At 43.5% G+C, this 26,437-nt stretch carries 27 protein-coding genes and 1 pseudogene; 17 read left to right on the plus strand and 11 right to left on the minus strand.

All coding sequences use genetic code 11. The annotated features are described in order from the left end of the window. Positions 1 to 187: 187 nt before the first annotated feature. Positions 188 to 736 (plus strand): gamma carbonic anhydrase family protein, encoded by a 549-nt coding sequence (locus tag EXA13_RS14310; RefSeq protein WP_238133776.1) that lies wholly within the window; start codon positions 188 to 190, stop codon positions 734 to 736. On the opposite strand, the gene EXA13_RS14315 is transcribed toward EXA13_RS14310, so the two are convergent. From EXA13_RS14315 to EXA13_RS14330, 4 genes are read right to left on the minus strand one after another with little or no spacing between them, the layout of a single operon-like run. After that, the gene (locus EXA13_RS14315) at positions 729 to 995 is read right to left on the minus strand and encodes a DUF1488 domain-containing protein (RefSeq protein ID WP_238133777.1); all 267 of its coding nucleotides are present in this window, start codon (positions 993 to 995) and stop codon (positions 729 to 731) included. The genes EXA13_RS14310 and EXA13_RS14315 overlap by 8 nt on opposite strands. Next, positions 992 to 1,828, minus strand: coding sequence for a shikimate dehydrogenase (gene aroE / locus EXA13_RS14320; RefSeq protein WP_238133778.1), 837 nt, complete (start codon positions 1,826 to 1,828; stop codon positions 992 to 994). Before aroE ends, EXA13_RS14315 begins: the two co-directional genes overlap by 4 nt. A gap of 57 nt (positions 1,829 to 1,885) precedes the next feature. Beyond that, entirely contained in the window at positions 1,886 to 2,800 is a 915-nt protein-coding gene (hemF, locus tag EXA13_RS14325) for an oxygen-dependent coproporphyrinogen oxidase (protein WP_238133779.1), read from the minus strand. Between the two features lie 22 nt (positions 2,801 to 2,822). Then, on the minus strand, positions 2,823 to 3,380 hold the full coding sequence (locus EXA13_RS14330) for an L-threonylcarbamoyladenylate synthase (RefSeq protein WP_238133780.1): 558 nt from the start codon (positions 3,378 to 3,380) through the stop codon (positions 2,823 to 2,825). 198 nt (positions 3,381 to 3,578) lie between these two features. Here EXA13_RS14330 and purE point away from each other — a divergent pair, with 198 nt between their 5' ends. Both purE and EXA13_RS14340 read left to right on the plus strand, forming a co-directional pair. Next, complete coding sequence (gene purE, locus EXA13_RS14335; RefSeq protein WP_238133781.1) at positions 3,579 to 4,064, plus strand: 5-(carboxyamino)imidazole ribonucleotide mutase; 486 nt, start codon at positions 3,579 to 3,581, stop codon at positions 4,062 to 4,064. A 3-nt stretch (positions 4,065 to 4,067) separates the two neighbouring features. Further along, on the plus strand, positions 4,068 to 5,195 hold the full coding sequence (locus EXA13_RS14340; protein ID WP_238133782.1) for a 5-(carboxyamino)imidazole ribonucleotide synthase: 1,128 nt from the start codon (positions 4,068 to 4,070) through the stop codon (positions 5,193 to 5,195). Positions 5,196 to 5,260: 65 nt separating this feature from the next. Here the strand turns inward: EXA13_RS14340 and EXA13_RS14345 are convergent, their stop codons facing one another. The 4 genes from EXA13_RS14345 to EXA13_RS14360 are packed head-to-tail and all read right to left on the minus strand — an operon-like array spanning position 5,261 to position 8,561. Beyond that, the gene (locus EXA13_RS14345) at positions 5,261 to 5,830 is read right to left on the minus strand and encodes a DNA topoisomerase family protein (RefSeq protein WP_238133783.1); all 570 of its coding nucleotides are present in this window, start codon (positions 5,828 to 5,830) and stop codon (positions 5,261 to 5,263) included. 11 nt (positions 5,831 to 5,841) lie between these two features. Beyond that, positions 5,842 to 6,315, minus strand: a complete 474-nt coding sequence (locus EXA13_RS14350) for a DUF494 family protein (protein ID WP_238133784.1) — start codon at positions 6,313 to 6,315, stop codon at positions 5,842 to 5,844. Next, positions 6,312 to 7,436, minus strand: a complete 1,125-nt coding sequence (gene dprA, locus EXA13_RS14355; RefSeq protein WP_238133785.1) for a DNA-processing protein DprA — start codon at positions 7,434 to 7,436, stop codon at positions 6,312 to 6,314. The genes EXA13_RS14350 and dprA overlap by 4 nt, the downstream gene beginning before the upstream one ends. 18 nt (positions 7,437 to 7,454) lie before the next feature. Further along, positions 7,455 to 8,561, minus strand: coding sequence for a LysM peptidoglycan-binding domain-containing protein (locus EXA13_RS14360; RefSeq protein ID WP_430794493.1), 1,107 nt, complete (start codon positions 8,559 to 8,561; stop codon positions 7,455 to 7,457). A 139-nt stretch (positions 8,562 to 8,700) separates the two neighbouring features. Here EXA13_RS14360 and def point away from each other — a divergent pair, with 139 nt between their 5' ends. From def to EXA13_RS14390, 6 genes are read left to right on the plus strand one after another with little or no spacing between them, the layout of a single operon-like run. Beyond that, a complete protein-coding gene (gene def / locus EXA13_RS14365) occupies positions 8,701 to 9,213 on the plus strand; it encodes a peptide deformylase (protein ID WP_206752144.1) in 513 nt (170 codons plus the stop codon). Between the two features lie 19 nt (positions 9,214 to 9,232). Then, entirely contained in the window at positions 9,233 to 10,180 is a 948-nt protein-coding gene (gene fmt / locus EXA13_RS14370) for a methionyl-tRNA formyltransferase (RefSeq protein WP_238133786.1), read from the plus strand. Positions 10,181 to 10,236: 56 nt separating this feature from the next. Next, positions 10,237 to 11,517 carry a 16S rRNA (cytosine(967)-C(5))-methyltransferase RsmB gene (gene rsmB, locus EXA13_RS14375; protein WP_238133787.1) on the plus strand — a complete coding sequence of 427 codons (1,281 nt, stop codon included), beginning with the start codon at positions 10,237 to 10,239 and terminating at the stop codon, positions 11,515 to 11,517. A gap of 51 nt (positions 11,518 to 11,568) precedes the next feature. Continuing rightward, positions 11,569 to 12,960, plus strand: coding sequence for a Trk system potassium transporter TrkA (gene trkA / locus EXA13_RS14380; RefSeq protein WP_303046253.1), 1,392 nt, complete (start codon positions 11,569 to 11,571; stop codon positions 12,958 to 12,960). A gap of 12 nt (positions 12,961 to 12,972) precedes the next feature. Then, positions 12,973 to 14,418, plus strand: coding sequence for a TrkH family potassium uptake protein (locus EXA13_RS14385; protein WP_238133788.1), 1,446 nt, complete (start codon positions 12,973 to 12,975; stop codon positions 14,416 to 14,418). Between the two features lie 8 nt (positions 14,419 to 14,426). Further along, positions 14,427 to 14,969 carry a DUF3157 family protein gene (locus tag EXA13_RS14390; protein ID WP_238133789.1) on the plus strand — a complete coding sequence of 181 codons (543 nt, stop codon included), beginning with the start codon at positions 14,427 to 14,429 and terminating at the stop codon, positions 14,967 to 14,969. A gap of 1 nt (position 14,970) precedes the next feature. Here EXA13_RS14390 and trhA read toward each other — a convergent pair whose 3' ends face one another. Next, positions 14,971 to 15,615 (minus strand): PAQR family membrane homeostasis protein TrhA, encoded by a 645-nt coding sequence (gene trhA / locus EXA13_RS14395; RefSeq protein WP_078927484.1) that lies wholly within the window; start codon positions 15,613 to 15,615, stop codon positions 14,971 to 14,973. A gap of 84 nt (positions 15,616 to 15,699) precedes the next feature. After that, complete coding sequence (locus EXA13_RS14400) at positions 15,700 to 16,491, minus strand: sporulation protein (RefSeq protein ID WP_238133790.1); 792 nt, start codon at positions 16,489 to 16,491, stop codon at positions 15,700 to 15,702. 295 nt (positions 16,492 to 16,786) lie between these two features. Here EXA13_RS14400 and EXA13_RS14405 point away from each other — a divergent pair, with 295 nt between their 5' ends. The 5 genes from EXA13_RS14405 (at position 16,787) to EXA13_RS14425 (ending at position 20,682) form a co-directional block, all read left to right on the plus strand. Then, positions 16,787 to 16,954 (plus strand): hypothetical protein, encoded by a 168-nt coding sequence (locus EXA13_RS14405; protein ID WP_238133791.1) that lies wholly within the window; start codon positions 16,787 to 16,789, stop codon positions 16,952 to 16,954. A gap of 173 nt (positions 16,955 to 17,127) precedes the next feature. Then, complete coding sequence (locus EXA13_RS14410) at positions 17,128 to 17,394, plus strand: YihD family protein (RefSeq protein ID WP_238133792.1); 267 nt, start codon at positions 17,128 to 17,130, stop codon at positions 17,392 to 17,394. 225 nt (positions 17,395 to 17,619) lie between these two features. After that, a complete protein-coding gene (gene ccoG / locus EXA13_RS14415) occupies positions 17,620 to 19,017 on the plus strand; it encodes a cytochrome c oxidase accessory protein CcoG (RefSeq protein ID WP_238133793.1) in 1,398 nt (465 codons plus the stop codon). Positions 19,018 to 19,065: 48 nt separating this feature from the next. Next, positions 19,066 to 20,052 carry a serine/threonine protein kinase gene (locus EXA13_RS14420; RefSeq protein WP_238133815.1) on the plus strand — a complete coding sequence of 329 codons (987 nt, stop codon included), beginning with the start codon at positions 19,066 to 19,068 and terminating at the stop codon, positions 20,050 to 20,052. 30 nt (positions 20,053 to 20,082) lie between these two features. Beyond that, the gene (locus EXA13_RS14425) at positions 20,083 to 20,682 is read left to right on the plus strand and encodes a thiol:disulfide interchange protein DsbA/DsbL (protein ID WP_238133794.1); all 600 of its coding nucleotides are present in this window, start codon (positions 20,083 to 20,085) and stop codon (positions 20,680 to 20,682) included. 145 nt (positions 20,683 to 20,827) lie between these two features. On the opposite strand, the pseudogene EXA13_RS14430 reads toward EXA13_RS14425, so the two are convergent. Continuing rightward, a pseudogene (locus tag EXA13_RS14430) lies at positions 20,828 to 21,469 on the minus strand (ATP-binding protein); the annotation flags it as partial. 384 nt (positions 21,470 to 21,853) lie between these two features. Here EXA13_RS14430 and EXA13_RS14435 point away from each other — a divergent pair. The 3 genes from EXA13_RS14435 to EXA13_RS14445 all read left to right on the plus strand — a co-directional run bounded on the left by EXA13_RS14435 (position 21,854) and on the right by EXA13_RS14445 (position 26,400). Beyond that, positions 21,854 to 22,459, plus strand: a complete 606-nt coding sequence (locus tag EXA13_RS14435) for a hypothetical protein (RefSeq protein WP_206752277.1) — start codon at positions 21,854 to 21,856, stop codon at positions 22,457 to 22,459. Between the two features lie 58 nt (positions 22,460 to 22,517). Beyond that, a complete protein-coding gene (locus EXA13_RS14440) occupies positions 22,518 to 25,268 on the plus strand; it encodes a TrlF family AAA-like ATPase (protein ID WP_158141278.1) in 2,751 nt (916 codons plus the stop codon). 97 nt (positions 25,269 to 25,365) lie between these two features. Beyond that, the gene (locus tag EXA13_RS14445) at positions 25,366 to 26,400 is read left to right on the plus strand and encodes a TOPRIM nucleotidyl transferase/hydrolase domain-containing protein (RefSeq protein WP_158141279.1); all 1,035 of its coding nucleotides are present in this window, start codon (positions 25,366 to 25,368) and stop codon (positions 26,398 to 26,400) included. The last annotated feature ends 37 nt before the right edge of the window (positions 26,401 to 26,437 follow it).

The raw sequence follows: 26,437 nt of genomic DNA on the forward strand, positions 1-26,437 counted from the left end.
CGGTGAGCACTGAGGCGCTTTCCCGTGACAGCGAGGCGGCATTATAGAGATCAACATCACATTGGCAAGTGTTTTTTATTGCCTTTTTTCTAACTGCGTGTTTTTCACCCAAAACGCATCTTTTATGGCTTAATTCAGGGTACACTTCTCAATAAGTGATGATATAAAAATAGTTAAGGAGAAAAGAGTGAGCTCGATTCGTTGTTATAAAGGAATTTCCCCCCAGATAGCTTCTAGTGCTTATATTGATCCCACTAGCATTCTTGTCGGTGATATCAGAATTGGTGATGATGCGAGTATTTGGCCTTTAGTCGTCGCTCGTGGCGATGTAAACCACATCTGTATTGGCAGCCGTTCTAATATCCAAGATGGGAGCGTGATCCATGTCACACATAAAAATAATGAGAATCCTGATGGTTACCCACTGCTGATCGGCAATGACGTTACGGTTGGACATAAAGTCATGCTGCATGGTTGCATCATTCAGGATCGAGTATTAGTCGGAATGGGTTCAATTCTATTGGATGGTGCGGTGATTAAAAGTGATGTCATGATTGGTGCGGGCAGTTTAGTTCCACCGGGTAAAGTACTGGAGAGTGGCTATCTCTACGTGGGCAGTCCTGTCAAACAAATTCGTCCATTAACAGATAAGGAACGCGCATTTTTAGTCAAATCTTCAGACAACTATGTACAGACCAAGAATGAGTATCTCAATGACGTAGAGATGATCAACTGATCACCTCTATATTACCGTGCTGATTAAAAGCTTCTTCTTCAATCAAGACTTCAGCAAGCTCTTCGAGATCAAAACGTACTGTATCGAATACCGCAAGAGCTTGTTCTGGGCTATTAATCGCTTTCCCAGAATATTGAATTAATTGTTGAATAGAGATCTGACAAGAAATAAGTGCCCCACCTTGCTGAGCTGGAAACTCTATAACTTGCAGCTTTTCATTCCAATGCTGGATATCTGGAAAAAGAATCGACTGATTCATATCTCTCCCGCTAGATTTTTTCTAAGTTCTCGCAAAATCTGTCTTGTCCCTGGACGTAGCCCTCGCCAGAGCATAAAGCTTTCGGCAGCTTGAGCAACCAACATCCCTAAACCATCATAGGCATAGGCAGCACCGTTCTCTAGCGCCCACTGATTGAAGATGGTTGCCCCCTTACCATACATCATGTCATAAGCAACACTAGTAGGAGAAAAAATGCTTGAGGATAGCTCAGGTAACTTTCCCTCTAAACTTGCTGAGGTGGAATTGATGATAATATCAAAGCTATGGGTTATCTCATTCATAGCTTGCGTATGAATAGAGCCAAATTTGGCAAAATTTTCTGCTAACTGCTCGGCTTTACTTAATGTTCGGTTGGTAATGGTAATATTAGCAGGATGCTGATCTAGAAGAGGTTTAATTACGCCCCGAGCCGCACCTCCCGCCCCAATCAATAAAATATTAGCGCCATCAAGAATAACCTGATGTTGTAATAAATCTTGGACTAGCCCTTCACCATCGGTATTGTCACCAATCACTTCTCCATCATCGAGCTTTTTTAAGGTATTAACCGCTCCGGCAAGTTGAGCTCGCTCGGTAAGACGATCGGCAAACTGATAAGCCGCTTCCTTAAAAGGAACCGTAACATTACATCCCTTTCCACCTTGTGAAAAAAACTGTTGCACAGCCTTTTGAAAACCATCAACCGGAGCTAGTTCGGCAGTATAAGTCATTTTCTGATTGGTTTGACGAGCAAACAGCGTATGAATAAAAGGGGATTTACTGTGCCCGATAGGGTTACCAAACACAGCATAGTGATCGTGATGAAAATCCATATTCTAGCCTATTAGCAAAGGTCTCTGTTGAGACCCTATCATTGGGTCTGTTTTCTGTCACCACTCTTTCGGGACTAAAAACTCACTAAGCTTCGCTTCAGCACTGCCTTTCTCAGGCTGATAGTCATACTCCCAGCGCGCCAATGGTGGCATTGACATCAAGATAGACTCTGTACGCCCACCACTTTGTAGACCAAACAGTGTTCCACGGTCAAAAACCAAATTAAATTCAACATAACGACCACGTCGATAAAGTTGGAATTGTCGTTCACGTTCGCCATATAAGGTCTGTTTTCGACGCTCAACAATGGGTAGGTAGGCTTGAGTATACCCCTCACCCACGGCTTTGATATAGTCAAAGCAGCGCTCAAAGCCCCAGTGATTGAGATCATCAAAAAACAGTCCGCCTACCCCTCGTGTTTCTTCACGATGTGGCAGATAAAAATAATTATCACACCAAGCTTTATGCTCATTATAAACATGAGAGCCAAACGGCTCACAGAGCATTTTTGCCACCTGATGCCACTCTCGACAATCTTCAGCAAATGGATAATACGGAGTAAGGTCAAAACCACCACCAAACCACCATATCGGTGCTTCCCCCTCTTTTTCAGCAATAAAAAAACGCACATTCGCATGAGAGGTAGGAACGTAAGGGTTATGCGGATGCATCACAAGCGATACCCCCATCGCCTCAAACTGACGCCCCGCTAACTCTGGCCGATGAGCGGTTGCAGAAGCGGGCATCTGTTGACCTGTAACATGGGAAAAATTGACACCACCTTGCTCAAATACTTGACCATGGCGCATTACTCGCGTTCGACCACCACCACCTAATCGCTCCCCGGGTTCACGATACCATTCATCTTCAACGAACCTGGCTTTGCCATCCTCTGCTTCTAATTGCTGACAAATCATATCTTGAAGGTGGAGTAAAAAGTCTTTCACCGCTTGCTTATCAATTGTCGACATTATCTTATTCCTTTACTCCAGATCATCCTTGTCTCAGTACTTGCTGAGTTTTGGCATCCCGAATCTCACTTGGCTTATTTCTTCCCCCTGTTTTCCCATGTAACACAGCCGGTAGTTGATCACCGAACTGTTGTATCACCTCTTCAGTCGTCATACAGGAGGGAAGACCAGATAAGTTGGCACTGGTTGAGGTAATAGGCTTCCCATAAGCAAGGCATAGTTTTTGTACTAAGGGATGATCCGAGACTCGTACCGCAATCGTATCAAACTGACCACTTACCCATTTAGAGACTTGTGAACTGGCTGGCACAACCCAAGTCACTGGGCCAGGCCAAGTCGATTTCACCGCCATCAGTTGTTCATACGTGAGTTGGCTTTCATCAATATATGGAAGAAGTTGTTCATAGCTAGCGGCAATTAAAATTAAGCCTTTATCTACCGAACGCTGCTTTAATTGCAGTAATTTCTCAATCGCTTGAGAATTATCAGGATCGCAGCCAACCCCAAATACGCCTTCGGTTGGGTAAGCAATCACTTCACCAGAGTGTAAGGCATGTAAAATCTGTTCAAAATTATCCAACGTATATTCCTAAAAGTCGTATGGAGGATTTCTTGGAAGCTAAGTCTACAAATTATCAGACCAGAGTGCTAAAGCAAATTAAGCATAAATTATGTCTATATCCTCCCCTACCCGCGCAAACGTTTGCTTGCAAAAAAAACTCCTCGTATAATGCGCACAAGCTCACTCACCTAACTACCACGCTTAAAGGAATTTGAGATGAAAGTCGGCATTATCATGGGTTCAAAATCAGACTGGCCAACCATGAAACTGGCAGCAGAGATGCTCGATCAGTTTGGCATCGCTTACGAGACTAAAGTAGTCTCTGCCCATCGAACGCCTCATTTGTTAGCTGATTATGCCTCCAGCGCCAAAGATCGAGGATTAAAAGTGATTATTGCTGGAGCCGGGGGTGCAGCTCACTTACCCGGTATGACTGCAGCCTTTACCGCTCTTCCTGTTCTGGGTGTACCCGTTCAGTCACGCGCACTTTCGGGGTTAGATTCTCTCTATTCAATTGTCCAAATGCCAAAAGGCATTGCGGTCGGTACATTGGCTATTGGTGAAGCTGGAGCCGCTAATGCAGGTCTACTAGCGGCACAAATCATCGGCACTCATGATGAAAGTGTCATGGCAAAGGTAGAAGCCTTTCGTACGGCACAAACCCAAGCGGTACTCGCTAACCCTAACCCAGCCGAGGAATAATTCATGCATGTATTGGTGTTAGGTTCGGGTCAACTCGCCCGCATGATGTCTCTCGCAGGAGCACCACTGAACATCACACTTTCAGCCTTTGATGTAACCAGTAACCATGTTGTCCACCCATTAACGCAAACGATAATCGGACACGGTTTACCACAAGCGATTGAGCAAGCTGACATCATCACCGCTGAGTTTGAACATATTCCTCATGATGTACTCGCCGTCTGTGAGCAGAGTGGTAAATTCCTGCCCACCACTGAAGCGATTAAGGCGGGAGGGGATCGTCGTCTTGAGAAAGCTTTACTGGATCAAGCAGGTGTGCGAAATGCACCTTACGCAGTCATCAATAACCGCCAAGACTTTGCTGCTGCCATTGAAAAAATCGGTCTGCCGATGGTGTTGAAAAGTGCCTTAGGCGGCTACGATGGTAAAGGTCAATGGCGCTTGAAAGCCAGTGATGATGTCGAGCGTATTTGGACTGAAATGGCGGAATGTTTAGTCAGCTCAGAAAATCAAGCCATTGTCGCCGAACAGTTTATTCCCTTTGATCGAGAAGTCTCCTTAGTTGGCGTTCGTGGTCGAGATGGGAATATTGCCGTTTACCCTCTTGCTGAAAATATTCATGTTGATGGGGTGCTGAGCTTATCAACTGCCATTGATGCCCCTCAATTGCAAGCACAAGCACAAGCGATGTTTAAAGCAGTTGCTGAACATCTCGACTATATCGGTGTTCTGGCCTTAGAGTTTTTTGATGTGCAGGGAACCTTACTGGTCAATGAAATTGCGCCACGGGTACATAACTCGGGTCATTGGACTCAACAAGGTGCTGAAGTCTGTCAATTTGAGAATCACCTACGAGCTGTCTGCGGTTTACCTTTAGGGAGCACTAAGTTGGTTCGAGAAACTGCGATGATCAATGTTCTAGGTGAAGATAGTTTGCCGAATGAACTACTGGCGATGGAAGGCTGCCATATTCATTGGTATGGAAAAGAGAAACGCGCAGGAAGAAAAATGGGGCACATTAATGTCACCGCCGATTATACGGGAGAGCTCGATCGTAAACTAAATCAATTAGCAACCATACTCGATCCCGTCCGTTTTCCTGCCCTACAAAAACGTATCTCTTCTGTTTAACACAAATGGATTTTTCGCTATCTAGCGATTACCCTAGAAAAAATTAACGACGCTTTATTGTGTCGTTAATCATTTTGGAGATGAGCACACTTCTTATCTGCACATTGATATTTAGTTCCACTTGCCAATTTTTTTTCCATTAATAATGGAAAACCACACTGCTCGCATACTCCAGCAACAGGGCGCTGATTCAGTGCATACTTACATTTAGGAAAGGCATCGCACGCATAAAAGGTTTTTCCAAAACGGGATTTTCGCTCAACCAAATGCCCTTGATGGCATTCAGGACAAGTAAGTAATGACTCCGTTTTCTGGTTCTGAACATCATTATCTAACGATTCAATATGGCGACAATCTGGGTAAGCACTACAACCAATAAACATGCCAAACCGCCCCTGCCGAAGCACTAACTCGTGTCCACATTCCGGGCAAGGAACCCCTAACTCTTTAATGATATGACCATCATTCTGATGAAGCGGCTTTATATAGTCGCATTGTGGATAATGGCTACAACCTAAAAAAGGGCCATGCTTAGCGCGGCGAAGCTGTAACGCCCCACCGCATAAAGGACAAGGCTCATGAGTTAACGCCTGCTCATGAGCAGAAAATAAAGTAGGATCAATTTTATTGCTCATATCAATTAATGCTAATGCAAAATACCCTGTTCTTTACTGTATAGAAGCTCTTCCATCAAGGTATAAGCATTCTCGTTGCCTGGGACATTAAATAGCACCATCAGAATAATCCACTTTAGATCATCTAATTCAAATTCATTGGTTTCTAATCCCATTACACGATCGATCACCATCTCACGAGTTTCTGACGTTAACACCTGAATTTGTTCAAGAAACAACAAAAAACCACGCGCTTCAAGATCGAGCCGCGCCATCTCTTGAGCCGTATATACCCGCATTGAAGTCGCTGCACAGGTTGCCATCGCTGAATGTGCATCACTTTGTTGCAATGCAGCTAGCTCTTCTAACCAATGGAGGGCTTTATAAATCTCTTTCTGGTGAAACCCTGCTCGAAGTAACTCATCCTCAAGCTCATCTTGATCCACTTGCAACTCAGCATCGCTATGGATATACGTCTCAAACAGATACATCAAAATATCCATCATAGCTTGCCCCTCCCCTTACGAATATAGCCACCGGAAACTGCAACAACTTGCCCTAAAAGCTCAAGCTCTAAGAGCTGCATCATGACTTCTTGTACAGGGATATGGGTCCGCTGTGCAAGAATATCAACGGGTGTCGCTTCTACTCCTACGTTAGCTAACAGCTCGGGAAATGGCAATTCTTCTTGACCATTTGATGGAGAAAAAAGGTCTTCTTGAGGGGAAATAGTGGATTTTTGTGACCAATGGGTCAATGACGTAATTTCAGCAAGGATATCGTCCACCGTTTGAACGAGGCAAGCTCCCTGCTGAATAAGACGATTACTCCCCTGACAATTAGCAATATGTATTGGGCCTGGAACCACAAAAACTTCTCGTCCTTGCTCCAAAGCATAGCGAGCGGTAATCAATGAACCGCTTTTTTCTGCGGCTTCAACCACTAAAACCCCTAATGATAAACCACTGATAATACGGTTACGCCGCGGAAAATGTTCTGGTCTTGGTTTGGTATTAGGGCGAAACTCAGACACTAAAGCTCCACTTACTTTTATTCGCTCGGCTAACGATTGATGCCTCGTCGGATAAATACATTCGAGTCCTGAACCTAGAACCGCAATGGTTGATCCTGATGCTTTTAAAGCCCCATCGTGTGCATAACCGTCAATTCCCAATGCAAGCCCACTGGTGACCGCTAACCCATGCTCCACTAATTGCGAAGCAAAATGTTGTGCTATGTGCTGATTATCTATCGTGGCATCTCGACTACCGACAATCGCAATTTGTGGCTGAACTAGAGTCGAATATTGCCCTTCCACAAACAAAACTTTCGGCGGAGAAGCGACCTCGCGTAATAAAGGGGGATAACGCTGCTCATCATATAAAGCAATAATATGTCGCCCAGCCTCTTTCGATTGCCACTCTAAACAAGCTTCAACTTCTCGCTTAGCCTGATGCATCAAATAATCCACTTGATCTGGCTTCAGTCCTAAAGCTAACCATTGTTGAGAGGAATAATCGAGCATGTTCGCCAGAGAATCTAAGCTCAACAGTCGGGTAATCATCTTCTGCGTTAGCTTTGGCGTAAAGCTTAAAGCGAGCCATGCACAAAGATCTTTGTGTTGCATTGGTTTCGTCAAATTAATTTACTGTATCGAAGCGACCGACGAAGAGACGGCTTCATCAATAGGAGCTAGAGCCAATGTGCTTTGATCAATCGGTGATTCACTGTTCGTCACTAAGGCTAGGCTAAATGCATCATAAGGACGAATCACCATTAATGTACCCACTTTGCGTTGTGGAAGATTAATCGCTTCTCCTCGATTCGACTTGTAGCTATATCCCTCTTTATCTTGATAAACGATTGCTCCCTCTTGATACAACTCAAACATACTGCCTTGTACTAATCCATCATCTTTACCATGGTCGATCACAACAACCTGATTTTTTGCTGCATACTGGCTCCCTTCCAGCGTCCCTAAAATGGCTGCTTGAACCCCCTGTGGGGCTGGGCGAGGGAAAAAAGAGGTGGATAAATTAAGTTGATTCAACCCCACTTCAGCGAGAGCGAGATCATTGACCATGATTTCTTGCGCTAATTGATGAATAGAAAGTGCGGTAGCTTGATCTTGGCTGTCCACTCGCTCAGCCGTCGCTAATAAACGCAGTGCGACCATTTTTTTATCATCACGTACAAATTCCGTCATTGGCCGGTAGATGCCCCATTGAGCATGGCTAGACTCTCCAGAAATATAGACCGTATCTTGCTTAGTTAAATACTGCCTTCCATCGTTCGAACCTAACACTCGTGGATTTTGCGCAATCTCTTCCTCTTCGATCAAACGATCCGACAATAAATAAGGCAACAACAACCCCTCTTCGACCGTTGGCAATGACTGCTTTTCCATTAAGCGCACTTTCGGGCTCAACTTAACCATAGGTTTCAAACTTAACACTGGCTGCCCATCACGCCACACTAGTGTTAGTTTATCTCCCGGATAAATAAGATGAGGGTTGTCTATTTCTGGGTTCACTTGCCAAAGCCTTGGCCATAACCAAGGGCTATCGAGATATAACGCTGAAATATCCCATAAGGTATCGCCTTTCACCACAATGTACGTTTTCGGCGCATCCGCTTTCACAGCCAGAACCGCAGGCTCACTAGCGAACACTGAAAAATGAGAGAAGAGAGTGATAAACAGCATATTGAAGGTAAGTGCTGTAAGACGATAGTAACGAATGAATACGCTCATGACCTTGCTTCCTTGGCCGGTAGATAACAGAAGGTTTGCTATAAATTTTGCTCGATGCTGTCATTTAGGTCATAAAATGTCTAGAATTGAGCCAACAAGCGTTAAGCTGTTTCGGCACAGTTCAATATTTCGAGTGTATATGTCTGTATTACAAGTATTAACATTTCCAGATGATCGTCTTCGCACCGTTGCTAAGCCGGTCGACAAAGTCACGCCTGAAATCCAAAAAATCGTCGATGACATGTTAGACACCATGTATGACGAAGAAGGCATTGGTTTGGCGGCAACACAAGTAGATATCCATCAACGCATCGTGGTGATTGATATTTCAGAAACCCGCGATCAACCTATGGTACTGATCAATCCACAAATTTTAGAAAAGCGTGGTGAAGACGGTATTGAAGAAGGATGTTTGTCTGTCCCTGGCGCGCGGGCTCTTGTGCCTCGTGCAGCAGAGGTCACAGTTAAAGCGCTCAACCGAGAAGGTGAAGAGTTCACCTTTGATGCCGATGATTTGCTGGCCATTTGTGTTCAACATGAGCTTGATCACTTAGAAGGCAAACTGTTTGTCGACTATTTGTCGCCATTAAAGCGCAAACGCATCAAAGAGAAGTTGGAAAAAATTAAGCGTTTCAACGAGAAAAATCAATAACTCGAATAGAGAGGTTACCTTGAGTCAATCATTACGTATTGTCTTTGCAGGTACTCCGGATTTCGCCGCCCGTCATTTGGCGGCGTTGTTGTCTTCGGAGCACGAAGTGATTGCGGTCTATACTCAACCAGATCGTCCTGCAGGGCGAGGAAAGAAGTTGACGGCTAGCCCGGTAAAACATATTGCTATTGAACATAATATTCCAGTCTATCAACCTGAAAATTTTAAGTCTGATGAAGCGAAGCAACAACTTGCTGAACTCAATGCTGACTTAATGGTCGTTGTTGCATATGGGTTATTATTACCAAAGGCAGTACTCGACCTCCCAAAATTGGGGTGTATTAACGTACACGGCTCTATTTTGCCCCGCTGGCGAGGAGCGGCTCCGATTCAACGCTCAATCTGGGCGGGAGACCAAGAAACGGGGGTCACAATTATGCAAATGGATGTCGGCCTTGATACGGGGGATATGTTAAAAATTGCGACCCTGCCTATCTCAGAGACAGACACTAGCGCTTCTATGTACGAAAAATTAGCGGCGCTAGGTCCGGACGCATTGATTGACTGCCTTACTGATATTGCCAACGGTACGACTCAACCAATCAAGCAAGATGATGACAAAGCCAATTACGCTCAGAAACTGAGTAAAGAAGAAGCGAAAATCGATTGGACACAAGAAGCCGCCTTTATCGAACGCTGCGTACGTGCTTTTAACCCTTGGCCCATGAGTCATTTCGGTGTCGCTGACAATACGATAAAAGTATGGCAAAGCCGAGTAGATCCTCGAGCTTGTGATCAAGCACCGGGGACGATTATTCAAGCAGACAAATCCGGCATTTATGTTGCCACAGGCAACGGCTTACTGGTTCTTGAACAGTTGCAAGTACCTGGAAAAAAAGCCATGCCAGTGCAGGATATTCTCAATGCTCGTGCAAGTTGGTTTGAAGTCGGTAGCCAACTCAGTTAAACCTTAACGAGGGCAGAGATGTCCTCATTATTTTTATTTTCAATTCGGTATTGCTCATGAATGTTCGCGCTGCGGCAGCCAATGTATTGTTCCAAGTGGTTGATAAAGGCCACTCTCTTTCGCACGCTCTTCCAGCGGCACAGAAAACGATTCGTCCAAGAGACTATGCGCTTTTACAAGAAATTTGCTATGGCGCATTGCGTTATTTACCACGCTTAGAATCCATTGCCAATGAACTGATGGATAACCCATTAAAAGGTAAGAAACGCGTTTTTCACCATCTCATTTTAGTGGGTATTTACCAACTCAGTTTTATGCGCATTCCTTCCCATGCTGCGGTTGCCGAGACGGTTGAAGGAACAAAAATACTGCGAGGAAGTAACTTAAGCGGCTTAATTAATGCCGTTTTACGCAGCTATTTACGAGATCAGGAAACGTTAGATGCCATCTCCGTTAGTCACAATGCGGGTAAATATGGCCATCCCAGTTGGTTACTCAAGCTATTACAAGAAGCGTATCCACAGCAATGGGAACAGATTATTGAAGCCAATAACAGTAAAGCTCCCATGTGGCTACGTGTTAACCGCCAATATCACACCAGAGATGAATATCTTACACTGCTAGAAAATGAAAACATTGAATTCACCGAGCACACTCAAGCCTCTGACGCCATAAAATTAGCCTCTCCTTGCGATGTCAGCGTATTGCCTGGTTTTGATAAAGGGTGGGTGTCTGTACAAGATGCCGCCGCCCAACTAGCCGTTGACTACTTACAGCCTCAAGAAGGGGAGTTGATTTTAGATTGCTGCGCCGCGCCAGGGGGTAAAACCGCACACATTTTAGAACATACTCACGATACTGAAGTGGTGGCAATCGATAGCGATCCAAAACGTCTTGAAAGAGTCTATGACAATCTAGAGCGGCTGCAATTGCGTGCCGATGTTATTTGTGGTGACGCTCGCTACCCCGAAGAGTGGTGGCAAGGAGAGCAATTTGATCGTATTTTGCTTGATGCTCCTTGTTCAGCAACGGGTGTCATTCGTCGTCATCCTGATATTAAGTGGCTACGTCGTGGGAGCGATATTGAGGCATTGGCTCAATTACAAAGTGAAATTCTGGATGCGATGTGGAAACAGTTAAAAGTCGGTGGCACTATGGTTTATGCCACCTGTTCGATTACACCACAAGAAAACAGCGAGCAGATAAAAGCATTTTTAGCGCGGACCACCAATGCACAATTAGTAGGATCGGATCCCAGCCAACCGGGAAGACAAATATTACCGGGCGAAGAAGATATGGACGGTTTTTACTACGCCGTTCTCCACAAACAAGCATAATAGGGTCTGCACATTATCAACCAGATTTCATTGGCGGTTGATGGGTGAATAATAAGAGTACAAGGTATGAAAATCATCATTCTTGGTGCCGGGCAAGTTGGGGGCACACTCGCTGAGAACTTAGTCGGTGAGAACAACGACATTACCGTTGTCGATAAAAGTTCAGAACGGTTACGTGAGTTACAAGATAAATACGACTTACGAGTGGTTAATGGTCATGCAAGCCATCCCAATGTATTAAGGGAAGCAGGGGCACAAGACGCGGATATGTTGGTTGCAGTAACCAATACCGATGAAACCAATATGGCCGCATGCCAAGTGGCCTTTACCCTTTTTAATACCCCGAACCGAGTGGCTCGTATTCGTTCCCCTGAATATTTGCAAGAAAAAGAAGCCTTATTTCAATCTGGTGCTGTTCCTGTTGATCACCTAATCGCCCCTGAAGAGTTAGTCACTAGCTATATCGAGCGTTTAGTGCAATATCCTGGCGCACTGCAAGTGGTAAGTTTTGCGCAGGAAAAAGTGAGTCTGGTGGCCGTTAAAGCCTACTATGGCGGACCTTTGGTTGGGAATGCGTTATCCGCCCTACGTGAACACATGCCACATATTGATACCCGTGTTGCTGCCATATTCCGCCAAGGTCGCCCCATTCGCCCACAAGGCACCACCATTATTGAAGCCGATGATGAGGTATTTTTTGTTGCTGCTAGTAACCATATTCGCTCAGTCATGAGTGAATTACAGCGGCTAGAAAAACCGTATCGTCGTCTCATGATTGTAGGCGGTGGCAATATTGGCTCCAGTTTAGCGAAACGTTTAGAGCATACCTATAGCGTGAAGCTCATTGAACGTGATTACCAACGAGCCGAACAACTTTCTGAAGAGTTAGAAAACACCATTGTTTTTTGTGGTGATGCTGCCGATCAAGAGCTGCTTTCTGAAGAAAATATTGATCAAGTTGATGTGTTCATTGCACTCACCAATGAAGATGAAACCAATATTATGTCGGCCATGCTTGCTAAACGTATGGGCGCGAAAAAAGTGATGGTACTGATCCAACGCAGTGCCTATGTTGACCTTGTTCAAGGTGGAGTAATTGACGTAGCCATTTCGCCACAACAAGCTACCATTTCGGCATTGCTTACTCATGTTCGTCGTGCTGACATTGTCAACGTGTCATCGCTACGTCGTGGAGCGGCAGAAGCGATCGAAGCCATTGCTCATGGCGATGAAACAACATCCAAAGTGGTAGGACGAACCGTGGGAGAAATCAAACTCCCACCAGGTGCCACCATTGGTGCAATCGTGCGCGGTGAAGAAGTGCTGATTGCTCATGATAGAACCATTATTGAACAAGACGACCACGTTGTGATGTTCTTAGTTGATAAAAAATACGTGCCTGACGTGGAAAGCTTATTCCAGCCAAGCCCCTTTTTCTTATAGGTAACTGGCGTTATGCTGAATATACGCCCAATCTTATTCGTTATCGGGCTAGTGCTGTCTAAACTCGCCCTATTCATGTACATCCCCACCTTGGTTGCCTTTGTCAGCGGCACCGAGGGGTTCATCGAATTCGCCCAAGCCGTTATCATCACACACTTAATGGCCTTTTTCTGTTTAACGCTGGGACGAACCGCAACCTTTCGCCTCAACGTGCGGGATATGTTCCTCATCACCAGTTTGGTCTGGACCATTGCCAGTGCTTTTGCTGCCCTGCCTTTTGTCTTCATCAACCACATCAGTTTTACCGATGCTTATTTTGAAACGATGTCTGGTATCACCACAACAGGTTCAACAGTATTGAGTGGGTTAGATGATATGGCTCCTAGCATTTTACTCTGGCGCTCTATTTTACAATGGTTAGGAGGGGTCGGCTTTATTGTGATGGCCGTCGCTGTCTTGCCCATGTTGAACGTGGGCGGCATGAAACTATTCCAAACTGAATCATCCGATTGGTCTGACAAAAGCAGCCCACGAGCCAAAACGGTCGCCAAAAACATTGTGGCTGTGTATCTCATTTTAACGGGGATGTGTATTGTTGGTTATATGCTCACAGGCATGGGCCTTTTTGATGCCATTAATCACGCTTTTACCACCCTATCCACTGGCGGATACTCAACCTCTGATGGTTCGATGAACCATTTCTCAAACGGTGCCCATTGGGTAGCAACGCTCTTTATGTTTTTAGGTGGGCTGCCTTTTCTACTCTTCGTTTCTGCATTACGAAAACGTCGTATTCAAGAATTATTAACCGATTCGCAAGTGAAAGGGTTTTTCCTACTTTTCATGATTACCAGCGGAGTGGTTGCGGTATGGCTGACGCTTCATAATGATTATTCGGTATTGGATGCACTACGGGTTTCCATGTTTAACATCGTCTCCGTTGTCACCACAACCGGATTCGGCTTAGATGACTTTACCGCATGGGGGGCCCTGCCCACGACATTATTTGCTTTCTTGATGATGTCTGGTGCTTGTTCAGGTTCAACCTCCGGCGGGATTAAAGTCTTTCGCTTCCAAATTGGCTTTGCCTTGCTCAATAAGCAAATGATGAAACTGATTCATCCTTCAGGTGTGTTTGTACAGCGTTATAATCAACGCCCTGTTAATGAAGATATTGTTCGCTCGGTCATCGCTTTTGGATTAACGTTTTTTATTACTATTATTGTGATTGCGGGCTCACTCTCCGCCATGGGGCTTGATCCCATCACCAGTATTTCAGGTGCGATTACCGCAGTGGCAAACGTAGGACCGGGAATTGGCAGCGTGATAGGGCCATCTGGTAATTTTGCTCCCCTACCAGATGCAGCTAAATGGATACTCAGTTTAGGCATGCTGATGGGGCGACTCGAAATTCTTACCATTTTAGTGCTATTTTTCCCCGCTTTTTGGCGACGCTAAGGAGAAACATGAAATACCTACTTTCAATAATTCTGGCCTGCTGGTTTCCTCTCGTCACAGCCGCAGAAGTGGTGACGCTCAAAGATGGTCGCCAAATTCAGCTAAATGATGACTTTACTTGGCATTATTTGGCCTTAAGAACAACCCCAGAGTCAACCTCAATCCAGCCAACTGCGGCACCGCTGATCACCACGAAACGATATAAGGTGGAACTTAATGACCATAAACCTAGCTTACAGATCACTGAGTCCGGAATAGACATCGTATTCGGCAGTGCCCGTTATCGTGATGGAAAACTTATTTTACCCACAGCGATCACGAACCAAAGCACCCAATCGGTAATTAATATTCGCCTAGCGGTAACCATTTGGGACGAACAAGGGGTTGAGCTGACTCAACAAACTGTCACCATCTGGCAATCGATCAAACGCATGGCTGACACCTACCTTCGCCCCAAATCATCGGTAGCAGGTAAAGCGATTGAAGTTGATGTTCCTTTTGCGGAACGTTATCAGCTAATGGTCACCATTTCTCAGCTAGAAACTCGATAAATTACATCGGTTCAACATACCAGTAGATTGCCAGAAAATGACATACGCATCCCGCTAACACGAATCCATGCCAAATCGCATGATTGTAAGGGATGCGTTTTGCAACATAGAAAATCACCCCAAGCGAATACACAATTCCACCGAGCGCTAATAAGGTCACCCCACCCACATCAAGATGAAGAACAAGCTGATAGATCACAATGAGCGATAACCACCCCATCACAAGATAACTCACTAGTGAGAATTTCTTAAAGCGAGACATAAAGGCAACTTTCATAATGATGCCGAACAAAGCGATAGACCAAATCACCATCATCAAACTAATCGCCAGCGGCGTACGTAAGCTGACCAACAAAAATGGCGTATAGCTCCCAGCAATGAGCAAATAAATGGCACAATGATCAAAGACCTTAAGCCAATGTTTAACCCGTTGTTGAGAAATGGAGTGATAAAGTGTCGAAGCCAAAAATAAGAGAATAACACTCCCACCATAAAGGCCCATGCTGGTAATTGTGAGAAGATCGGCTCGGTGATCAACCGCTTTTATTAATAGCAACACTAAGCCGATAATGCCTAATAGCAACCCAATACCATGACTGATGGCATTCGCAATTTCTTCTTTTGTGCTGTATTGACTGGAAGACATAATGGTGCCCATATTGAGTCATCTCGTAGCCCTCAGTATGGCACATCAAACTTACACGTGTAAGCTGAAAAGTGTAAATTCTAATTAAGTGGCTGAATCTAAAAACGCCAATACTTTTTCTCCCGCTTGCTGAGGAGACAAAGTTGAACTTAAGGTCAGTTGCCTAGTAAGCTGTCCCGTTCCCAATAGATTAGCGAGCATTCCTGTTGCGCCACGCTGATAACGGTCAATTTCAAACCACAGTTGTAACGAGTGCCGCTCCCGATAAGCGACGATCTCTAATTCTCGCCAACGTCCATGAAATGGGCCATCGATGGGAACAAATTCAAATTCTTGCACAAAAGGAGATTCAAACCCTTCGGCCGCCTCGCACTCAACCTGACGTAAACGTAAACCTTGCTGCTCTAAAGCGGTAAAAATGCCTTCCATTAAAGGCTCAGGCCTAACTGTTAACGTATCTTTATCACTAGGATCTCGAGCGAGCGCGACCGCCAGCCCCGTATCTAGCCAAACTTGCGAGTCACCAATCGTAACCGGCGTATTCCACGGCACCTGTAGTTCAATGTCAAAATCACGCGTCTCCCCAGTACTAATCGTAAAAGCGTAAGGTAAAGACCAATGAGCCAGAACATGAGTTTGAGGAATACGTCGTAAAGGATGACCAGATGGTTGGCCCCTTTCCTGTGGCGCTTCAGCAATATATCGGCAGCACAACTTCAGTTCGATATTATCAACCCATTGCTCAGAGGAACCACCATAAACATGAATGGTCACCTTGACACTCTGGCCAGGAAAGAGAACCTCTTGATGTAATACAGAATCAACTTTTGCTGAACCAATACCAAAGCTGGCTAAGGTTTTTTTGAGCAATGACATAGATTCCCTCCTACGTTGTTTTCCCGACCCCCATCGTAAAACGTAACCACAACACAAGCGACACTTTCACACACTTTCTTCACTTATTTAACAAAAATACGGTTTGGCTATCGATCAATGACTCGGTTAATGCTAGGCTAACTCTGATATGCAAGCATATCATTATTCCTAAATAACTATTTGGATTGGCATTGCCAGAATGAGCGACTCTTCGCCGCAGAGCGTGTGGAGATTAACTCATAGTTATTTAGGCCATAACATCGGCAATGGATGTGCCTGACCGTTAGGTAAATGAATGCGCCCAACAACTGTCAGGTTTTCGCACACGAACCGTAGTGCAATGCGCCGTCGTAGTGGTTTTACTGCTGCTCCGATTGCAAAAAAAATCGCGTCTGCCTCCACTCTTGTGGAAAAAAATGCGTTAATCGCATCGCCAGAAACAAAAGTGGTTAAAGCCGCTTAAGTTAAAAAGCGCAGTTTAAGCTGCGCTTTTTTCTTCACCACACACCTCTCCACCGAAACCCGTTGATTGAACGAAGGCATACCTCCACTCTCCCAGAAACTTGGGGGTTATTGGTATTCTCGATTCAATTTGCTATCTTTAGCAAAAACCATTACAAAAATAGGGAGAAAGCGATGCAATGTCATCGAATTGAAGAATTACTTGAGCTATTAGAACCAGAATGGCAGAAAGCGTCAGAACTCAATTTAGTCCAATTTATTGCTCAATTGGCTCAAGAGGCTGGCTATAAAGGAGCATTAGAATCACTCACGGATGATGTGCTGATTTATCATCTTAAAATGCGTAATAGCAGTAAAGATGCTGTTATTCCCGGCATCAAAAAAGATTATGAAGACGATTTCAAAAGTGCCATTTTACGAGCACGAGGAATTATTAAGTAATCCTCTTTCTATTTAAGCAGCCACTGGCTGCTTTTTTATTCTCTCCTGCATACCGTTCCCCCTTCAAAAACATCTTTTATTGTTAAATCTTGATTGCATTAAAGAAACAAAAACGTTACCACCGCTATAATTTCACTCAGTCTTTTCATACACTACTCAGTGAAATCGCAATGTTAAAGAGTGTGAACGTAAGAAGTTGCACCACATCACCAAAAAGGATGGGTTATGAGTCAAGATAAAATTGACGTTAAAGAGATAACACCAAAAAGCCAACAAGACGATCGCTTTAACCCCAGTAATCGTATTTATGTGCGGGAAAGTAAAGGAGCCTACCAACAATTACGCCGTTATGGCGGTTGGGTTTTATTGCTGCTTTTTGCACTGATTCCATGGATCTCTTACGGTGAACGCCAAGCCATTCTATTTGATCTTAGCCAGCAACAGTTTAATTTCTTTGGCACAACACTTTATCCACAAGATCTCACACTGCTTGCCCTCTTATTTGTGATCGCCGCTTTTGGATTATTCTTCCTCACGACTTTTTTAGGGAGAGTCTGGTGTGGTTACCTCTGCCCACAAACGGTGTGGACGTTTATGTATATCTGGTTTGAAGAAAAGCTCGAAGGTAGTGCCAATAAACGCCGTAAGCAAGACTCAAACAAACTCACTGCCCATTTAGCATTACGTAAAACCATCAAGCATCTCGCATGGTTTGCCATTGCTCTCGCCACCGGATTAACCTTTGTTGGCTATTTTGTTCCGATCCGAGATCTTGTCATTGATTTTTTCACATTAGAAGCTTCTTTCTGGGCGCTTTTTTGGGTCTGGTTTTTTGCTCTTTGTACTTATGGAAATGCAGGTTGGATGCGCTCGATTATGTGTATTCATATGTGTCCTTACGCCCGTTTTCAGTCTGCTATGTTTGATAAAGACACCTTTATTGTGGGCTATAATTCAAAACGTGGAGAACAACGAGGCCCTCGTTCACGAAAGTCGGATCCAAAAACGTTAGGACTCGGTGACTGTATCGACTGCAATTTATGTGTGCAGGTTTGCCCAACCGGAATTGATATCCGTAATGGCTTACAATATGAATGTATCAACTGTGGGGCTTGTATTGATGCCTGTGACACCACAATGGAAAAAATGGGTTATGAAAAAGGGCTCATTAGTTACACGACTGAACATCGTTTAGCCGGAAATAAAACAAAAGTAGTACGCCCCAAATTGTTGGGTTACGGTGGGGTGCTGATCTTAATGCTTGGGCTGTTCTTTGTACAAGTTGCCAATGTTGACCCCGTAGGACTCACCGTGATTCGAGATAGAAACCAACTGTTTAGAATCAATAGCAACCATGAGATAGAAAATACTTACACCTTAAAGATAATCAATAAAACGCAGCAAACCCAAACTTACCATTTACAAGTAAACGGCGTAGTGGGTGTCTCTTGGTATGGCCGACAGCAGGTTAGCGTCAAACCAGGTGAAGTGCTCAACGTTCCTCTTAGCTTGGGGGTAAATCCTGATAATCTTCCCTCAACGGTCACCACAATTCAGTTTATACTCAGCGACAGTCAATCTTTTTCTACCGAGGTAGAGAGTCGGTTTATAAAACCCCTTTAACCTTCGTACACTATGGCAAAGGGCTTAGCAATGAGCCCTTTTAAAACAATGACTCAAGCAACCTTTCACTTTGATGCTCTGACCCCGGATTTAATCTGGTATGCACTAGAAAGTATCGGTATTCGTGCTGAATCCGGTTTTTTAGCACTCAATAGCTACGAAAATCGTGTCTATCAATTTAGTGATGAACAACGCCGACGATTTGTCGTCAAATTCTACCGGCCACAGCGTTGGAGTAAGGAACAAATCCAAGAAGAACATGACTTTGCACTGGAGCTTGAGGACGCTGAAATTCCACTGGCTCCCCCTCTGGTCATCAATGGATCGAGCTTACATGATTATCAAGGTTACTATTTTGCCCTATTTAATAGCATGGGGGGACGTCAGTTTGAAGTGGATAATGAACAACAACTAGAATGGGTCGGCCGCTTTCTTGGCCGAATTCACAAAGTAGGAGCTATCCAGCCTTTTGTCCACCGTCCGACCCTTGGTTTAGAAGAATACCTCTACCAACCGAGAAAGATTCTCGAACGCGCTTCTTTTATTCCCACGCACTTAGAAAATGCATTTTTTAACGATCTCAACCTGCTGATCTCCCACCTTGAACAGTGCTGGCAACCCACAAATAATCTCATTCGCTTACATGGTGATTGCCATCCAGGTAATATTTTATGGCGAGATGGCCCAATGTTTGTTGACTTAGACGATGCTCGTAATGGCCCAGCCATTCAAGATCTATGGATGTTATTAAGTGGAGATCGACAAGAGAAACTGATCCAATTAGATATTCTGCTTGAAGGTTATCAAGAGTTTTGCGATTTTAACCCCAATCAATTGAAACTAATTGAACCACTGCGTGGTCTACGCATGGTGCATTATATGGCTTGGTTGGCAAAACGTTGGAACGATCCCGCATTTCCACTCGCTTTCCCTTGGTTTAATGATCCAAAATATTGGGAAGGTCAAGTGCTGTCCTTTAAAGAACAGCTTGCCGCATTACAAGAGCCAGCACTATCACTCACGCCCACTTGGTAAACTGCCTCAAAAGAGAATTATGGAGTTAATATGAAAAAGTTGTTTGCACTGGTTGCAACCCTAATGCTAAGCCTTTCTGTACAGGCTGCTCAATTTAAAGAAGGTGTTCACTATAAAGTGCTCGACCTCCCTCATTCAAGCCAACCGAGTGTGAGTGAATACTTCTCTTTTTATTGCCCACACTGCTACTCTTTTGAACCGGTGATTAAACAGTTAAAAACCCAGCTTCCTGAAAATGTTACCCTACAAAAAAACCATGTTTCATTTATGGGTGGCAAAATGGGTAAATCAATGAGTAAAGCTTACGCAACGATGCTCGCACTCAATGTTGAAGAACAAATGGTACCAGTGATGTTTAACCGCATCCATAACCAACGTAAAGCTCCTAAAAATGATCAAGAATTGCGTCAAATTTTTCTTGATGAAGGGATTGATAGTGCCAAGTTTGATGCCGCGTTCAACGGATTTGCGGCCGACTCCATGGTTCGCCGTTTTGATAAACAGTTCCAAGACAGCGGTCTAACAGGGGTTCCGGCGGTTATCGTCAATAACCGTTACTTGGTGCAAGCTCAAGGAATCAAAACCATGGATGAATATTTTGAACTCATCAACCATCTGTTAAGTAAATAATCGATGACGTGAATAGTCGACGAAAAAAGGAGCATGATGCTCCTTTTTTATCGTAGATAGATAACAAAAAATAACTAGAACATTGAAATCACAGCTAGACAGTAAGAAACCTATACCATCAAAACGATAGCTCTAAGCAGAAAGGTTAGAGCACCGCCTGAGCAGATAATTGTTTCAGTAGCCTATCCATAGAACGATAACCTAAAGCTTCAGCCAAATGGGTTCGCTGAATATCCACTTCTCCTTGTAAATCTGCGATAGTCCGAGCCACTTTAATGATGCGATGATAAGCTCGTATTGATAACCCTAAGCGATGTAAGGCACTTTCTAAAAATTCCGCATCCGCCTTATGCAGTCGGCAATACGTCTCTATCTCACGGCTTTGCAATAAAGCATTGACCTTACCGCTTCTCGCGATCATTCGCTCTCTCGCCACTAAAACACGTTGACGGACCGTCATCGTATTCTCACCTCTATCTCCCCCTTGAGATAAGGTTCCCTTCGGCAAAGCAGGGATCTCTATCGACATATCAAATCTATCTAATAGCGGGCCTGACAATCGGCTTAAATAACGCAAAATAACCTGAGGATTCACCCGAGCCTGACTACCCTCATAGTAGCCAGTCGGACTCGGATTAAGCGCACCCACCAATTGAAAGCGAGCCGGAAAACGCGTTTTACCCTGTGCCCGAGAAATAATAATCTCTCCCGATTCAAGAGGCTCTCGCAGCGAATCGAGCACTTTACGCTCAAACTCTGGCATTTTCCTAATATCGAGTTTGAGTAATAATTATTGTCAATTTGAGGCTTTGTATTTTGTGAGTGTTGTCCGAGTTAGGGAGTGGAGCACATCGCTTCAGATGCTAGCGGAACGATAGGTCATTCATTTTTCTATTTAGTCGAGTAAGTAGCTATGTTATCCATTCAATCTAACACCTTCATCTAGCCCCTCCTCATGAATGAATATTCACTTAATCGTTAGATGCAACAACTAATTCAGTCACAGAATTCAGATAGAGAGCGAAACTGCCAGCTAAAACAGTTAGGACCCAAAGTTTGCTAGGACTAACACTTTCGTTCATTCATTCCCTACACTCTTTGACTTAATGGAACTAATACCACCATTATGATTTAGGTTGCTTATCTAAAATACCAAAGAGTGTGCTATCCAATGAAAAGAACAATGTTGTTTATCGCAGTATTACTGTTGTCGCCAGCGGCATCAGCTAAGTGGTTGACGTCTGACAGTACTGATAAAATAACAGGAGAGAGAACAGTCAGTGCGTTCTCATATATTTACAAACAAGATGAAAGCATCGGGATTCGATGTGACGTTACTTCAGATCAACGACAACTTATGCTGACATTTGATTCTGATAGCGCTCTAGGCACGCCAAGAACAGACGTAGATATGTTCGTGAAAGTTGATGATAACCAGCCTATTAGCTTCCGTGGGCGGTTGTATACTAACTCCTATCGTTCTGGCTATGTCAGAGCAGATAACAAGATAGAAGCCGAAGTAAGTAAATTGGTGGCTCAAATGCTCGCTGGCAATAAAGCATATGTAAAGATCCAGAATGACAGACGCTCAGAAGTAGTCAATTTTACAGTAAGTCTTACTGGGTTTACTGCCAGTTCAAAACAAACAATATCAGCATGTGGATTTAACCCGAAAGCTAAAGAAATTACTCCAGAAGATAAAGCTCGTTTGAGTAAGATCGAGTTAGAACTTAAAAAACTTCAGTCAGAGAAAGATTCTATTCTTTCTAAATATTAGTCTTTGAAAAAAGACTGTTAGTACTCTCTTGGGCAAATAGAACATAAGGATGTAAGTAATGAGTTTCGTCGGGGCAAGATGGTGGAAGTTCGATTTTCATACACACACACCAGCTTCTTTTGATTATGGGAAAACAGATAGCAGTTTAAAGGCATCGAAGACCGCTAAAGATTGGCTGTTGGACTATATCGGCAAGGGCATAGAGTGTGTAGCAGTTACAGATCACAATACTGGCGACTGGATTGATAATCTTAAAGATGCGGCAGAAAACTTAAGAGCAGAAGGTTATTCAATTTTCGTCTTTCCTGGTGTTGAGGTTACAGCCAACTCAAACATACATGTTCTGGGTATTTTTGACCCTTGTGCAACTTCAGCAGATATTAGTGCTGTTATCGGAGCATCAAAGTTTCGTGGGACAAAAGGAGATAGTGATTCAGTAGCCGAGGAAAGTGCTGAGAATGTAATAAAAGAAATCATATCAGCTGGCGGCGTTGCCATACCAGCACATATTGATATGAAGGCAGGACTTTGTCAGCAGCATTCTTCTCACACAATAGGGCAAGTCTGCAAACATGCAAATGCCGTTGAAATAATTTTCCCTGATCAAGAGCGAGCTGATGCCCCTTTATCAAGATACACAAATTTAAATGTCGACTTACCATCAATAATTGGCTCTGACGCCCATCACCCTAATGATATAGGGAGAGCTTATACTTGGGTAAAAATGTCTATCCCTTCAATAGAAGGGCTTAAACTGGCTTTGGTTGATGGTTCATCTTCCATAATTCGTTCAGATAACGAAACAACAGATCCAAATAGTTCTTCCAACACACTGTTACGATCTGTGACTATTGAAAATGCTAAATATGCAGGGCGTTCGACTCCTTTGAAAGTGGAATTCAACCCTTGGTTGAATTCCATCATTGGAGGTCGTGGAAGTGGAAAATCGTCCGTCCTTGAATTTATACGATTAGGTATGGACAGAGCGAAAGACTTTGATGTACTGGATCGCGACAATGAAATTCGTAGATCTTTCGAGAGTTTTACTAAAATATCAGCATCTAGAGATTCTGAAGGAGTAATGCTTGAAAATACAAAAATCAGTTGTATCTATACGAGAGATGAAGTTCATTACCTCCTGACGTGGACTAAGGCAAGCAACCACGTTTCAATTTCTCGTTATGATGGTCAGCACTGGATTCCCGAAGAGGGTGAAGCACATTCTCGCTTCCCAATAAAGATTTTTAGTCAGAAGCAGATATTCGACTTAGCTAAAAACCCAAATACGCTTCTTCGTCTTATCGATGAGTCTTCTACTGTTGGTTACCAACAGTGGAAGATGGATTGGTCTGAAAAACACTCCCATTTTCAAACATTGTGCAGTCAAAAAAGGGAGCTTCAATCAAAGTTAGCAAATAAAAGTGTGTTGTTAGGACAGCTTTCTGATGTGGATCAGAAGATAAAAACAATAGAGAACTCTGGTCACACAGACATCCTTAAAAACTATCAAGCATATAGTGGAAAGCGAACGAGTGTTTTGCAATATGAAACTGGAATTGAAGATCTGAAGAACCAAGTTGAGTCCATATCCAACGCTTCTGCTATTCCTGCAATAGATGACATTACATTTGATTCGCAGTCGGCAAATGAATCAAAAGTTCTTACCAAGTTAAAAAACTTGAATGGGGCAGCACAATCTTTTAAAGAGGCTATTGCGCAAGCAGTGGCCTCACTTGGAAATGAATTAACACAGTTTAGAGGCTGGTATAGTGAGTCTGACTTCAATAAGTCTCATCTTGAAGTTATTAGAAAATACGAAGAGTTAATTGAAAGATTGCGTAGCGAAGGAATTGATAACCCCTCTGATTATGCAAGACTAATTGATGAACGGGATACCATTAATAAATCACTAAAAGCAATGGAGCTGGTAGCATCTCAGATAAGCGAGGCGGATTCTTTAATCAATTCTGCATATCATGAAATTATAGAATGCAGGAAAAAATTAACAGTAAATCGTTTAGAATTCTTAAAGCAACACTTGTCTGGAAACTCGTCCATTAAAGTTGATTTAGCTCCTTTTTCAGATATAGACCACATGGAAGAATCATTTAGAGGTGTAATAGGGCGTTCTGATAACGCTTTTGCTGCTGATATTTTTGATTTGGATCGCGAGTGTGGCTTCCTTTACAGTTTAAACAAAGAATTATTGGCCACAACAAGCTCTGGCAATTCAAGTAACCTAGAGCCTTGGCTATCTAAAATTCATGACTTCAAGTCTCAGGTGTTTAACTTTAGGTCTGGTGAAATCCAAGGAGCTAAGATTGGAAAAAGATTTTCTGAATTCATGGCTAACTTGCAGCCTCAAAGCTTTGATCAAATAAATACGTGGTTTCCTGAGGATAAATTGTCCATAAAATTTAATGACGGCAATAGATTTAAGGATGTTTCACAAGGTTCAGCTGGACAAAAGGCCTCGGCTGTTTTGTCATTTTTATTATCTTATGGAACTGAACCGCTCGTTTTAGATCAGCCTGAAGATGACCTTGATAATGGCTTGATTACAAGCTTGATCGTTTCGAAATTACATGAAAACAAAGCAGACAGACAAATAATTGTCGTCACTCACAACCCTAATATCGTAGTAAACGGTGATTCAGAGTATGTTATTGCGCTAGAAGATCGAGGCCAAATAAATCCAGTAGCATCTGGCGCATTGCAAGAAGTAAATGTTAGGAAGAATGTATGTGAAATTATGGAAGGTGGTGAGATAGCACTCCAACAACGCTACAAGAGAATGTTTAATGTTTAACATAAGCAAAGCGCTAACAAGTCAAAACACTCGGACGCAGCAAAGCTGAGCCAGTGTTTGAGATATTATGCAGTCATTAAAGAAAGCATGACGGGCTATGGATTTCAGAGAAAAATATAAAAAATGGCTTAAACCGACTGATGATGCTCCTCCCACATGGTACCGAAAAAGGGGCTATGCATTTGAGGAAATTATTAAAAGTTGTTTAGAGCATGAGCAACTAGATCCTCGCGCAAGTTATAAAGCCGAAGGAGAGCAGATTGATGGATCATTCTTTCTCGATGGCAGTATTTTTCTGCTAGAGGCAAAATGGCATAAAGACGAATTGCCAGCTTCAGCAATTTATCAGTTCAAAGGCAAAGTAGACGGTAAATTAGCTGGAACAATTGGGGTGTTTATCTCCATGTCTGGTTATTCCAAAGACGCAGTTGATGCTTTAACGCTTGGAAAGTCTCTAAATATAATTCTGTTCGGTAAGGAAGATATCGACGCGGCAATCATCGGAGGGAGTAGCTTCAGAAGTGTTCTGAAATCTAAGCTTAGAATTGCAGCTGAAGAGGGTGTTGTCTACCATTCAACTGAAATGGAACAAGTGTCAAAAGATGGACAAACCATCATCGAAGCCTTCACTTACGATAATATGTCATCAATGCTTGTTAAACAGGATTCAAATTTTGACGCAACTTCAGACTTAGTCATTGTCTGTGAAGGAACCACTGACCGAGAACTACTATCACTTTTGGCAACTAAAATTCTCAATAAGTTTGGTCTGACCAAGAAAATCAATATTATTGTCGCCATGGGTAAAATGACTATCCCTCGTGTTGCCAATGCCGCTAGCAATATCATCACAAACTCTCCCGTACTAATCGTTACTGACTCAGATAATGACATTGGAAAAACCCGCGATATGCTTAACCGAGGAGTTGAATTGGCTAGCTGGCGGTGTTCTATTCCAGATCCAGAAATAGAGTCTTGGCTTGGTTTAGACCCTAAGGAATTCCGTCACCGTTATCGAGGAGCAGAGATGCGCAAGATGTTAACCAAGCTTGTTAATGACTTAGATCTTGAAGAGCTATCGGAGCGAGATGAATCCTTCAAAACGTTTTATGACTGGATCAAGAATTCCTAACAAAGAGCTGCTACGGAAAATTTACTCGCTGGCGCTC

The sequence above is a fragment of the Vibrio cincinnatiensis genome, from assembly GCF_022113815.1.
GTDB classification, from domain to species: domain Bacteria; phylum Pseudomonadota; class Gammaproteobacteria; order Enterobacterales; family Vibrionaceae; genus Vibrio; species Vibrio cincinnatiensis_A.

What these genes read in the sequence shown, in the direction of transcription:
- EXA13_RS14345 (WP_238133783.1), bottom strand. Translation starts at nt 5,830, where the DNA reads ATGAGCAATAAAATTGATCCTACTTTATTTTCTGCTCATGAGCAGGCG.
- EXA13_RS14385 (WP_238133788.1), top strand. Translation starts at nt 12,973, where the DNA reads ATGCTGAATATACGCCCAATCTTATTCGTTATCGGGCTAGTGCTGTCT.
- EXA13_RS14410 (WP_238133792.1), top strand. Translation starts at nt 17,128, where the DNA reads ATGCAATGTCATCGAATTGAAGAATTACTTGAGCTATTAGAACCAGAA.
- ccoG (WP_238133793.1), top strand. Translation starts at nt 17,620, where the DNA reads ATGAGTCAAGATAAAATTGACGTTAAAGAGATAACACCAAAAAGCCAA.
- EXA13_RS14350 (WP_238133784.1), bottom strand. Translation starts at nt 6,315, where the DNA reads ATGATGGATATTTTGATGTATCTGTTTGAGACGTATATCCATAGCGAT.
- EXA13_RS14425 (WP_238133794.1), top strand. Translation starts at nt 20,083, where the DNA reads ATGAAAAAGTTGTTTGCACTGGTTGCAACCCTAATGCTAAGCCTTTCT.
- trhA (WP_078927484.1), bottom strand. Translation starts at nt 15,615, where the DNA reads ATGTCTTCCAGTCAATACAGCACAAAAGAAGAAATTGCGAATGCCATC.
- aroE (WP_238133778.1), bottom strand. Translation starts at nt 1,828, where the DNA reads ATGGATTTTCATCACGATCACTATGCTGTGTTTGGTAACCCTATCGGG.
- EXA13_RS14445 (WP_158141279.1), top strand. Translation starts at nt 25,366, where the DNA reads ATGGATTTCAGAGAAAAATATAAAAAATGGCTTAAACCGACTGATGAT.
- EXA13_RS14400 (WP_238133790.1), bottom strand. Translation starts at nt 16,491, where the DNA reads ATGTCATTGCTCAAAAAAACCTTAGCCAGCTTTGGTATTGGTTCAGCA.
- dprA (WP_238133785.1), bottom strand. Translation starts at nt 7,436, where the DNA reads ATGCAACACAAAGATCTTTGTGCATGGCTCGCTTTAAGCTTTACGCCA.
- def (WP_206752144.1), top strand. Translation starts at nt 8,701, where the DNA reads ATGTCTGTATTACAAGTATTAACATTTCCAGATGATCGTCTTCGCACC.
- EXA13_RS14405 (WP_238133791.1), top strand. Translation starts at nt 16,787, where the DNA reads ATGCGCCCAACAACTGTCAGGTTTTCGCACACGAACCGTAGTGCAATG.
- EXA13_RS14315 (WP_238133777.1), bottom strand. Translation starts at nt 995, where the DNA reads ATGAATCAGTCGATTCTTTTTCCAGATATCCAGCATTGGAATGAAAAG.
- EXA13_RS14360 (WP_430794493.1), bottom strand. Translation starts at nt 8,561, where the DNA reads ATGAGCGTATTCATTCGTTACTATCGTCTTACAGCACTTACCTTCAAT.
- EXA13_RS14435 (WP_206752277.1), top strand. Translation starts at nt 21,854, where the DNA reads ATGAAAAGAACAATGTTGTTTATCGCAGTATTACTGTTGTCGCCAGCG.
- EXA13_RS14440 (WP_158141278.1), top strand. Translation starts at nt 22,518, where the DNA reads ATGAGTTTCGTCGGGGCAAGATGGTGGAAGTTCGATTTTCATACACAC.
- EXA13_RS14420 (WP_238133815.1), top strand. Translation starts at nt 19,066, where the DNA reads ATGACTCAAGCAACCTTTCACTTTGATGCTCTGACCCCGGATTTAATC.
- rsmB (WP_238133787.1), top strand. Translation starts at nt 10,237, where the DNA reads ATGAATGTTCGCGCTGCGGCAGCCAATGTATTGTTCCAAGTGGTTGAT.
- hemF (WP_238133779.1), bottom strand. Translation starts at nt 2,800, where the DNA reads ATGTCGACAATTGATAAGCAAGCGGTGAAAGACTTTTTACTCCACCTT.
- EXA13_RS14390 (WP_238133789.1), top strand. Translation starts at nt 14,427, where the DNA reads ATGAAATACCTACTTTCAATAATTCTGGCCTGCTGGTTTCCTCTCGTC.
- EXA13_RS14340 (WP_238133782.1), top strand. Translation starts at nt 4,068, where the DNA reads ATGCATGTATTGGTGTTAGGTTCGGGTCAACTCGCCCGCATGATGTCT.
- purE (WP_238133781.1), top strand. Translation starts at nt 3,579, where the DNA reads ATGAAAGTCGGCATTATCATGGGTTCAAAATCAGACTGGCCAACCATG.